Origin of the sequence: Collimonas rhizosphaerae (genome assembly GCF_038896935.1) — a bacterium.
GTDB lineage: Bacteria > Pseudomonadota > Gammaproteobacteria > Burkholderiales > Burkholderiaceae_D > Collimonas > Collimonas rhizosphaerae.
Map to the genome: position 1 here is coordinate 1 of NZ_JBANDC010000040.1, position 11120 is coordinate 11120.

General features: G+C 61.0%; 3 protein-coding genes and 2 pseudogenes. 3 read left to right on the forward strand and 2 right to left on the reverse strand.

The window, feature by feature from the left end; translation table 11 throughout:
- Positions 1 to 664: 664 nt before the first annotated feature.
- Entirely contained in the window at positions 665 to 3463 is a 2799-nt protein-coding gene (locus V8G57_RS26060) for an IPT/TIG domain-containing protein (protein ID WP_342831932.1), read from the forward strand.
- Between the two features lie 58 nt (positions 3464 to 3521).
- On the opposite strand, the gene V8G57_RS26065 is transcribed toward V8G57_RS26060, so the two are convergent.
- Entirely contained in the window at positions 3522 to 4568 is a 1047-nt protein-coding gene (locus tag V8G57_RS26065; protein WP_342831933.1) for a hypothetical protein, read from the reverse strand.
- Positions 4569 to 4732: 164 nt separating this feature from the next.
- Positions 4733 to 7525, reverse strand: a complete 2793-nt coding sequence (locus V8G57_RS26070) for a TonB-dependent receptor (RefSeq protein ID WP_342831935.1) — start codon at positions 7523 to 7525, stop codon at positions 4733 to 4735.
- A gap of 799 nt (positions 7526 to 8324) precedes the next feature.
- Between V8G57_RS26070 and V8G57_RS26335 the strand changes: the two are divergent.
- Both V8G57_RS26335 and V8G57_RS26340 read left to right on the forward strand, forming a co-directional pair.
- A pseudogene (locus V8G57_RS26335) lies at positions 8325 to 8648 on the forward strand (DNA translocase FtsK 4TM domain-containing protein); the annotation flags it as partial.
- Positions 8649 to 9524: 876 nt separating this feature from the next.
- Positions 9525 to 10994 (forward strand): annotated as a pseudogene (locus V8G57_RS26340) (DNA translocase FtsK); the annotation flags it as partial.
- Between the last annotated feature and the right edge of the window lie 126 nt (positions 10995 to 11120).

Genomic DNA, 11120 nt, shown 5'->3' on the forward strand with positions numbered 1-11120 from the left:
GGCTTGATGAAATTGAGATATCGCGAAATATTGCGAGTGGTAAGTTTGTGCTCTTGACAGCGGACGGCTAATGGGTGCGAGTGGTAAGTTTGTGCTCTTGACAGCGGACGGCTAATGGGTGACCCACTTGGCTGCATAATTTGCATCAAAAATTGCTCTATGCTTAGCGCACAGCCCTACTTGTCAGAATGAGTGGGGGATCAGAGTGATCGACGTGACATTACTAGGAATAATCAGACGCTGGCACCTTCGTGACTAGGTCTCCAACCAGGAAACTGTAGGCATGGCACGCAATACGGTATTGAATTTGTGAGGTCAGCACCTGGTTCGACTCTGACGAGGCACCACCAGTAACCTGGCAGGAAAAAAGGTTCTCAGCAATGGGAGCCTTTTTGTTTTTATCAACATGCTCTCGTTCGCCCATTGGAACTCCAGCAAGGAGATCCAAGATTATTCCCGGCAAGCCCTCCCCGCCCCCTGTTCCGCAAAAACCACTCTCCCCCTCTTCCTGACCCACAGCCCTTTACGGCCAACCTCTTTCCCAACTACAATCACGTCCGATATTTCCATACGCCAATATTTATTCCTCCCGAATCATCGCGAGCCATGGCATCCCTTGCAGTTGAACCGTCCTACCCTTTTAGCTCAAAGGCAGTGTGTTGCAATGAAAATCAATAAAAGTCTTCTTGCCCTGGTTTTAATCGGCGCCATGCTCAGCCAGTCCGGCTGCGGCGGTGGCGGCGGATCGGGCGACAGCGCCGCCACCGGGCCGGCATCGGTTGCGGCATCGGCGGTCAGCATCAGCGCGCTGTCTGCCTCGAGCGCAGCCGCGGGCGCTACCGTGACCGTCAACGGCACCGGTTTCCAGAAAGTCAGCACCGTCACCATCGGTTCGACCGCGGTCACCTTCTCTATCGTCAGCGACACGCAAATTGCAATCACTGTTCCGGATGGCGCGGTCAGCGGAGTCATTACCCTGTCGGGCGCCGGGTTCTCGGTACAGTCGTCGGCCAGCTTCACCTCGAGCCTGCCGTCGCCGCTGGTAACCAGCGTGTCAGCCACGAATGTCGTTGTCGGCAGCAATTTCACGATTCAAGGCAAGAACCTTGACCGGGTCAGCGCCTATCAGGTAGCTGGCGTCAATCTGGCGGTGGTCGCCAGCTCCAGCACTGCCGCTACCCTCACCATGCCGGCCCAGGCGATTTCCGGGACGCTGACGCTGGTCGTCGGCGGCGCTCCGGTCAACAGCGCCTACCAGATCAACGGCTATCTGCCGGCGTCGATTGTCGCGATGTTGCCGCAGCTCGGGATCGTGGGCAGCAGCGTGACGATCAGCGGCAGCGGCCTGGCGGCGGTGACCAGTGTCCGCTTTGCCAATGGCACGGTTGCATCGGCGTCGGCTGTCTCGAACAGCGCGGTCACGTTTACCGTGCCGCCCGGGGCCGCGTCCGGCCTGCTGACGGTGGTCGACCGCTACCAGGAAGTGCGCAGCGCCACGGCATTTACCGTGGCGCCGACAGTCACAGCGACCTCATTGCTCAGCGCTGCCAGCGGCAGCACGGTTGTGTTGACGATAGCGGGCACCAACCTGGATAGCGTGAGCGCCGCCAAAGTCGGCGCTTCAAACGCTGTCATTGTCAGCCGCAGCGCCACGCAGCTGGTATTGCAGGTGAGCCTTGGAACCAGCGGCGCCGTGACGCTGACAGCGCCCGGCCAGGCGGCCGTCAATGCCGGCACCATCGATAGCACCGGCAGTGTCGGGCTCTGGATCAGCAGCGTCGACTTTGCGCACGTGTTCGACAAAAGCTCCACCGATCCAACCCTGCGCCTGACTCCGGGCCGTCCTGTGCTGGTGCGCGCCACGGTGCTCGCACCGGCAGCCGGCGCCACCAGCCCGTCAGTGAATTTGTCGGCCAGCAGCAGCACCGGCGCGGCATTGGGCGTGCTGGCGATGAATGGCCCGGCCACCCTGCCTACCGCGAAAGACGACTACAGCTTGAACAATAGCTTCAACGCAGTCCTGCCCGCAGCTTGGGTACAGCCGGGCGTCAAGATCAGCATCAAGGTTGCGGCAGGCGTCAACAGCAGCCCGGCCAGCCAGGATGTATCGCCCACCGTCGGCGCGCCTGCCAGCCTGCGGGTGGTGCTGGTGCCGCTCACGGTCGGCAGCGCCACCGGCGTCTTGCCGCCGGCATTGTCCGATGTGCAGGCAGCCCTGGCGCGCGTCTATCCTTACGCGCACGGCAATATCGTTGTGCAAAAACGCGCTCCGCTGGTGATCAGCGGCGCCGCCAGCACCACCGCCATGGACTGGTCGACCGCACTGAACCAGCTCGAAACCGCGCGCAAGAATGAAGATCCGAACGCTTTCTATTACGGCTTTGTACCTATGTACAGCCCGATCCCTTCGTCATTCATCGCCGGCCTGGGTTATGTCGGAGTGCGTACGCAGGGCAGCAGTTCGGCGGTCGCCGCGATTGGCCTGGACTGGACCAGCAGCGCCGGCCAGGGCGATCCGTTCGATAACAAATGGCCGCAATGGCAGGCCATCATGGTGCACGAAATGGGACACAACCACTCCCTGAGCCACGCCCCCTGCGGCGGCGCTTCGAGCCCGGATCCAGCCTTCCCTAACAGCACCGCTGACCTCAGTTCGCTGGCGGTCTACAACAGCCCATACAGCAGCGACACCCAGGTTGGGGTATTAAGCGCGCCGCTCACGCCAAGCAACAACCAGATGAAAGACGTCATGGGTTACTGCGGCGGCACATGGTTCTCCGATTTCAGTTACGTCAGGGCCCAGCAGTTTGCCGAATCGCGCACCGCCGCCATCCCGCAGCCCCTGGTCCTGAATGCTGCCGCCAGCGTCGCGGCGCCGGACGGTTACCTGACAATCTCCGGTGAGTTGACCGCGCAAGGCGTGTTGCTGCATCCGGCCGCCGCCACCGCCGCCAAAGTGGAAGCCGATACGGCGACCGCCAGGTCGGTCTATGCATTGCGCCTGCACACCAGCAGCGGCCAGACTTACCAGCTGCCGTTCGAGCCGGTCGGCGTGGCCGATGCCGCCGGCGAGACCAGCCATTTCTGGGTCAGCCTGCCCAATCCCGGCGAGATTGCATCGATCGAAGTCTTGCGCAACGGCCAGCTGCAAACCATGCAGCAGCTGAAACAAGCGCAAAACCTGAAAATCGCCAGCCAGGCAGCCGCCGCCAATACCCAGGCGATGGCGTCGTCGGCCACCTGGACAGTCCAGGGCGGACGCCTGGCGATTACCTGGAACGCGGCGCTGGAGCCATTCCTGTCATTGATGTATGTCTCGCCTGCCGGCGCTAAAACCGTGCTCGGCAGCGGACTGCAGAACGGCAGCGCGTCGTTCGATATCAGCGGCTTGCCAAGCGGCGGCCGCTTCGAGCTCAGCCTGTCTTCATCGATACAGGCGCGCCTGGTCGCTTTCCCGCACTGAACTGCCGGGCCTGGAGCGCACCACGTGGCTCCAGGCCCGCCGATAACCGGCGGCCGGCCTAATGCAATTGCGGGCCGGGCGCAAACACCGTCTTGCGCGGCGCCAGCTTGAACTGCGCCAGCAAGAAGCCAACGGCAACTTCATTAAACGCCGCATACAGCGACGCCTGCTTTTCTCCCCACGCATCCCAGCGCCGCCACAGCAGCCGCTGCTGGCGCCGCATCTTCTTCTCCCATGCCGCGTCCATGGCCTGTTCTTGCCTGAGCCAGGCTTTCAGCTCGGCAATCTGCTGTGCCGGCGGGCGCGGCCCCAGCGTTTGCTCCACGCTGGCGCGAAAATCGTCATACAGGCTGTCCAGCTGGCGTTGTTCGCTGTCTGTCCAGTAACTGTCCTTGGCCTGCTCTCCGGCAAAATACGCAGCGCCTCCGCATAACTTCCCCATTTGCTCGGCATCGATCCGGCTCAACGGAGCGGCGACGCAGCCGAGCAGGTTCTCCAGGTACTGGCTATCTCCTTCTTCAGTTTCTCCGGCAGCGCCGACGGCTCCCGGCCCGAGCGCCAACCATCCGCTGTCGTCGACCGCCAGGCCGGCAAGCTCCTTGTCGTGCAACGCTCTCATCTGCGCCGACAACGCCAGCAGCGGCTCCGCCTGGCAATAGCGCGTAATGCCCCATTGCAGGTCATGCAGCAGCCAATGCGCGTAACGATAGGGAACGGCGCCGAGGTCCGCGCCTACCGGGATAGCTTCCAGCAATGCGATGGCTTGCTCGCGCGCGCTGGTTTTTCCATCTGCCTGGCGCAGCCAGCACAGCACATCGATGATCACGGCCAGCGTTCCCGGTATGCCGAGTTCCTCGGTAAAACGATGCTTGCCGCCGGCGGCGCAGTCGGACGGCTGGTTATCGGTACCGAGCTCGGCGTCACGCAGGCGGGCCAGGCAACGCGCCTTCTGCGCCGGGTCCGCGGCGAAGCTGATCCATGCATTCGCGGTTGTTTGCCGCTCAAGTCCAACTGAAGTCTTGCGCGATGAAATTTTCTCATCCATGTCGTCATCCTTGCCAGTCAGGATATGGCCGCAGCGTTGCCTGCGGACCGCGGTAGTCATGCCGGCGCTCTGCCGGCAGCCGCAAGGACGGCCAGCAAGATTCCGGGAAATCCGGTTCTTCAGAAATGTTTGCAAGCCAAGACCAGCTAATCGACGGCCGAAAAAAAACGCCAGGGAAGCGAACCTCCTTGGCGTTTTATGTTTCGATCAGTTAGCTGCCAGGCTTAGAAGGTGTAGCGAGCACCCAAAGTGAAGTAGCGGCCGACCGCGCCCGACTGGTGCAGCGACGGGTTGTAGTTGATGCGGCCGTAGGTTTGCACGTCGAGCGGCGCCAGGCGATCGAATATGTTGGCGATCGCTGCGGTCACTTCCCATTGCTTGCTGACGTTCCAGCGACCGAACAGGTCGACTGTGGTGAACGATGCAATGCGGCAGTTCTTCAAAGGATTGCCGGTGACTGGATCGACGTCCAGGCATTCGCCGCCTGCTTCGTTCTTGTCCTCGATGCCGCTGACATAGTTGACCGAAGTAGTCAGGTTGAACGGGCCACGGTCCCATGCCAGCGAAGCCGAAGCACGGGTGCGCGGCGTGCCGCCGTTGCCGGACAGATTGGTATCGCCATGCGTGCCGACGAAGTTCTGTGTCACGCCACCGGAAGTACGCTTGAACTCGAACATTTGCGAAACCGTCAGGCCCGCAGTCATGCGGCCGTAGGAGTTCAGGTCGAAGCGGCTGCGCAGGTCGATATCGACGCCGCTGGTGCGGGTCTGGCCGGCGTTGATATACGGCGCCTTGACCAGCAGGATAGGACCGGCCAGGCCAGGGAAGTCCGAAGTCGGTTCGCCGCGCACTACAGTCGCATCAGGGAATTTCGATGGGTCTGCAATGATCGATGCCGCGTCGGAACCGGTGATTTCATTCTTGCGGACGATACGCCAGTAGTCCACCGAAACGCTGGTGTTCTTGATCGGTTCCAGGATGAAGCCCAGGCTGTAGCTCTGCGATTTTTCCGGTTTCAGGTTCTTGTTGCCGACCGTTACCGCGCCGACGTTCTTGCCATCAGCGCAATCTGCGGAAAGGCCCGTCACAGGGCAACGCAGCGGATCGCGCGAGAAGGTGGTGAAAGCCGAAACCGCACTGGTGCCGCTTTCTGCCGGCCCTGGTGCACGGAACCCTTCCGCATACGTACCGCGGATAGCCAGTTGCTGGACCGGCGTGAACTTGAAGCCGATCTTCGGTGTGGTGGAGTTGCCGAAATCGGAATACTGGTCGGTGCGCAAGGCGAGCTGGAATTCCAGTTGCTTGAGGACCGGCAGCGCCAATTCGGTGTACAGGGAACTGATGTTGCGCGAAGCTTTGGCAGCAGCATAACCGAGGCCGACGATATCGTTGATGTCGGTGAACGGGGTCGCTTCGCTGTCGGTGGATTCGTGGCGGAATTCACCGCCGACCGCGATGCCGATCGGTCCGCCCGGCAGTTGGCCGAACTCGCGCGTTCCTTTGAAATCCCACAAGGCAAGCTTGGTGGTCGCCGAGTTCTTCAGTTCCGGCGAAACGAAAGCCAGCGTGTCGGCGCTGTTCAGTGCGCCGGCCTCGCCGATGCGGAAAGAACCGTTGTTGATCGCCGTCTGCAGGTTGCTGGCGCGGTAGTAGCCGTTCTGGGTACGTTCAGTCTTGCTCTGTGCGTACAAGATGCCGCTGTCGTAATCCCAGCCGAAGCTCGTTCCCTTCACGCCAACCAGCAGGCGCGTGACGGTGGTGTCCAGGTCGGAAGCACGCGGACGATTCGGATCGACCCAGCGTGGGCGAGCCCGGTTGGCCGGAAACGGATTGTCCGGATGGCCGATAGGCAGCAACAGCTGGCCGGGGCCCGTGCCGGTGTTGATCACGCGGTTGTTGACCAGGTCGAAACCAGCGCTGGTCAGGCCGGACGGCGTGGTGATCGTCTTCGCCTGGGAATTGAACAAGCCAAGTTCGGTATAGGCTTGCATGTCATTGTTGATCTTCAGGGTGCCGCGGCCGAACAGGTTGATGTTCTGGGTTTCCGGCTGGATCGCCTGGTAGCCGTCCTTGATCGGATCCCACAGGCAACCGCCGCCGGAATTGATCGAAGTGCTGCGGTCGATGTTGGCACAGCCAGGGAGGTTCTGGATGCCCCGGCCAGGAATGGTAGCGCCGCCGGCGGTGACCGGACGCACGGTGCCGACCATACTGCTGCCGCCGGTATTACTGCTGGTGGTGCCGCCGGCGCGCTGGTCGCGGCCGCCCCATGGACGGGCATCGGCTGTGCCGAGGTATTCCGGCCGGTCCTTTTGCCAGATCGCGTTGCTTTGCTTGGCGTCGATGCTGAAGAAATAGTTGTACTTGTCGGTATCCAGGTCGCCGAAACCGAAGGTTCCCGACGCCGTCCGCAGGGTGCCGTCGCCGTGGCCGGATGTGCCCAGCGTGCCGGAAATGGTTTTGCCCTGGTAGGTTTCACGCAAGATGATGTTGACCACGCCGGCGATCGCATCGGAACCGTAGATCGCGGATGCGCCGTCTTTCAGCACTTCGATGCGGTCTACCGCGCCCAGCGGGATCGTGTTCAGGTCGACAAAGCTGCGTTGTCCGTCATCGCCCAGGCCATAAGGCGCAGTGCGGCGGCCGTTGATCAGGACCAAGGTGGAGTTGACTGACAGTCCGCGCAGCGAGACGCCCGAGGCGCTGCCGGCGAAGCCGTTGGTGAATGAGCCGCTGATGGAGCCGTTGTTGTCGGCTGACAGGCTGCGCACCACATCGGCTACCGATGTCTTGCCTGATTGCTGGATGTCCTTGCGGGTCAGGATCTGCGTCGATGCAGCGCCTTCCTGCTGGGTACGCTTGATGTTGGAACCTGTGATTTCAACCCGTCCCATCGGTTTGTCGTCGTTTGTCTCCTGCGCCTGCGCAGCTTGGGCCATCAGCCCGATACCCATTGCGACGCCGCCGGTAAAAAACACCTGGCGCAGCAACTGTGGCAACTTCCGTTCCCTGATCATAAGCAACACTCCCTATCGATAATTTTAGAGTTGAGAATTTAATTATTTGTGTAATCAAACCAGACTGATTAAATCGCCTTGTGGACGACGTAAACTGCGTTTTGACCTCTGCTACGATTCCGTACATACAGACAGACAAACCTAAGAATCCACCGACATACCCGACGGCTTTTTCATCATCTGGCTCCCCAGGGATTGCCGTCATTCGTTTCGCTGGTATGCATCGCGGACAACGGCAACGCAATGTCTTCCGGTACAGGCTATTGCCATGCACCAAGACATTGCGATGTTAATCTATCCTAAACATAATATTTTTTGTTACAAATAATTCCGCCGAGTTACAAATAGTCATATTGCGTTACAAATTTACGACAGCGTGTTGTCAAAAAACGCCAGAAATGTCGTAAAAGAACAATTCCGAATAAGGAAATGCACTGAAGTAGCGATTCGATGACGTGATTTGCCGGCTTTTGTTGTGCTTTGCAGCATTTCGTCTGGATTTGCCGCTTCGGGGCTGAAAAAGTTTGTTACATGGAGATTGCGGGAAAGTTACAAACTCCCGCTTTGGCAGTTGTTACATTGTTGTTAAATTAGATAAGAAAACCCGAAATCGCGGATGGCAAACCGAGCGGGAAAGCCTGATGCTTTTCGGTTAATATCACCTACTTTCATTTAAGGGCGTCCCACAAACGCGATCAGGCCTTCTTTGCTCCGGACAGATCGCGAGGCTTGCCCTGCCGCATCATGGCGTGCGCAAACATCCAGATTTCCAGACGTCGATTTTTCGTTGAATTTGAGTATGCATATAGCAGTTTTCAGTTGGTTCGGATGGTCCTTGCTGTGGCTTGTCCCTATGGTTTTACGTGTCCTCAAGGCGCGCCGGACAGGCACGAATCCGCTGCGCGGCCCGGGCTCCATCCGCTTGTGGCTAGGCACGCTCCTCATACTCTGCAGCAGCAGCGCCCTGGAAGCCGTCATGCGCACGCGCGAATCGACGCCGCCCGACGGCGACCGGCTGGGTTATGCCTTGGCCCATGGCTTCATGAGCGTGCTGGGCACAGCCGGCGGCGTGCTAGCGCTGGCGGCGCTCGGCGTCCTGGCGTTATCGTGGCTGTTTGGCAACGCATGGCTGAAACCACTCATCGCCATGCCCCCGCTGCAGCGGATCTTCTCGCTTAAAAAACAGCAATCCGAAACCTCGCCCGAGCCGCGCAAGCTACGCACCGGCGCTGCCGTCGCGCCGGTCCAATCCGTACCCAGGCAGGCGCGGCCGCGCGAAAGCATTGCGATCCCGCCGCGCAGCAGGAAATCCTGGCAATTGCCTTCCAGTTCCGAGCTCGCTGAAATCTTTGGCAAGCAACAGAAACCGCCGGCCAAGCCGGCTGAAATCAAGACCAGCGCCAGGAGCATGGCGGAATGGGCCACGGTTGAACAAATCATCCCGACCCCGGCAATGCGCGCGCGCGCCAACACCGTGCAGAGTGCAAGCAACGCGCGCAAAGATGCGATGCATGCGCGCCAGGCAGAACGCAGCCAGCATCGCACTGCACCGCTGACCACCACAATCAGCACCCGCCCTGCTCCTGTTGCGCCGCCACGCCCGCCGATTGCCGTACCGGCTGCTGCGGCCAAGCCGGTTGCCGAGCACGCGCATGCTGTCGAAGCGCGGTCCGGAGCATCCGTGGCCGAGCTGGCCGTTTCTCCGCTGGCGCATGCGCCGGCGCCGTCCCTGGCATTTACACCGCTGCCTGCGGCTGCCGAGCCGATTGCCCCGATTAATATCGCCCGTCAGGAAGCCGTCCTGCCTGATCCCGTTCCGGCAAGCCCGCAGCTCCGCGCGGCGCAGCCGCTGCCGCCAGAAACCGCGCCCGCTTACCCTGCCGTCGCCGTTCCACAGGTCGCACCAGCTCCGCTTGCGCCAAACGAAGCATCCGCACCGTCCGCCGGCAGCAACGAAGAGGATTTTTCATTTCATCTGCTGCATCAACTGCGGATTGATTTGCCGGGACTCGACTTGCTCGATCCCGCTGTCAACGAGCAGATCGACATTCCGCTTGAACGCCTGGCGGAAACCGGCCTGCTGATCGAGCAGCGCCTGAAAGAATTCAAGGTGCCGGTGACAGTGCTGGGCGCCGACGCCGGGCCGGTGATTACCCGCTTCGAAGTGGAGCCTGCGCTGGGCGTACGCGGCAGCCAGATCGTCGGCCTGATGAAAGACTTGTCGCGCGCGCTGGGACTGACGTCGATCCGGGTGGTGGAAACCATTCCAGGCAAGACCTGCATGGGGCTGGAGTTGCCCAATCCGAAGCGGCAAATGATCCGGCTGTCGGAAATACTGGAATCGCCTGCCTACCAGGATTCCGCATCGCACCTGACGCTGGCCTTGGGCAAGGACATTACCGGCGCTCCGATAGTCGCCGACCTGGCGCGCGCTCCGCACATGCTGGTGGCCGGCACTACCGGCTCCGGCAAATCGGTGGCGATCAATGCGATGATCCTGTCGCTGCTGTATAAGGCCACGCCGGAAGAAGTGCGGCTGATCATGATCGATCCCAAGATGCTGGAGCTGTCGGTATACGAAGGCATTCCGCACCTGCTGGCGCCGGTGGTCACCGATATGAAGCTGGCGTCGAATGCGCTGACCTGGTGCGTGGCCGAGATGGACAAGCGTTACCGCCTGATGTCCGCGCTCGGGGTGCGCAACCTGGCCGGATTCAACCAGAAAATCCGCGACGGCGAAATGCGCGGCAAGAAAGTCAGCAATCCGTTCTCGCTCACCCCGGATGCGCCGGAACCGCTATCCACCCTGCCGCTGATCGTCGTCATCATCGACGAGCTGGCAGACCTGATGATGGTGACCGGCAAGAAGATCGAAGAATTGATCGCGCGCCTGGCGCAAAAAGCCCGGGCCGCCGGCATCCACCTGATCCTGGCGACGCAGCGTCCTTCGGTGGATGTGATCACCGGGCTGATCAAAGCCAACATCCCGACCCGGGTCGCGTTCCAGGTATCGTCCAAGATCGATTCCAGGACCATCCTCGACCAGATGGGCGCCGAAGCCTTGCTCGGCCACGGCGACATGCTGTTCCTGCCGCCGGGATCGGGTTATCCGCAACGCGTGCACGGCGCCTTTGTCTCGGATGCGGAAGTGCACCGGGTGGTCGAACACCTGAAACAGTTCGGCGAGCCGGAATATGAAGAAGCGATCCTGGCCGGCGTGCCTGCCGAAGGCGCCAGCGCCGACCTGCTGGGCGACACCCAGGATGTCGAGGCCGATCCGCTTTACGATGAAGCGGTGGCTTTTGTGGTGCGTACCCGGCGCGCGTCGATTTCATCGGTGCAGCGGCAATTCCGCGTCGGCTACAACCGCGCGGCGCGGCTGGTGGAACAAATGGAGTCGGCGGGGATTGTTTCTTCGGTGGCGACCAATGGCAGCCGCGAAGTATTGACGCCAGTGCAGGCGGAATAAAACACACGCTGCGCCCGGCCGCATTTACTGTCGGGCGCAGCGCACCATCTCAATCAAGCCTGAAGCGCAGCCCCAGCGCCAGCACGCTGTTGCGCAACCCGCCGTTGCCCAGCTGCGCATCGTAGT

Coding starts and splice junctions, on each gene's coding strand:
- V8G57_RS26060 (WP_342831932.1), top strand. CDS start 665: ATGAAAATCAATAAAAGTCTTCTTGCCCTGGTTTTAATCGGCGCCATG.
- V8G57_RS26065 (WP_342831933.1), bottom strand. CDS start 4,568: ATGACTACCGCGGTCCGCAGGCAACGCTGCGGCCATATCCTGACTGGC.
- V8G57_RS26070 (WP_342831935.1), bottom strand. CDS start 7,525: ATGATCAGGGAACGGAAGTTGCCACAGTTGCTGCGCCAGGTGTTTTTT.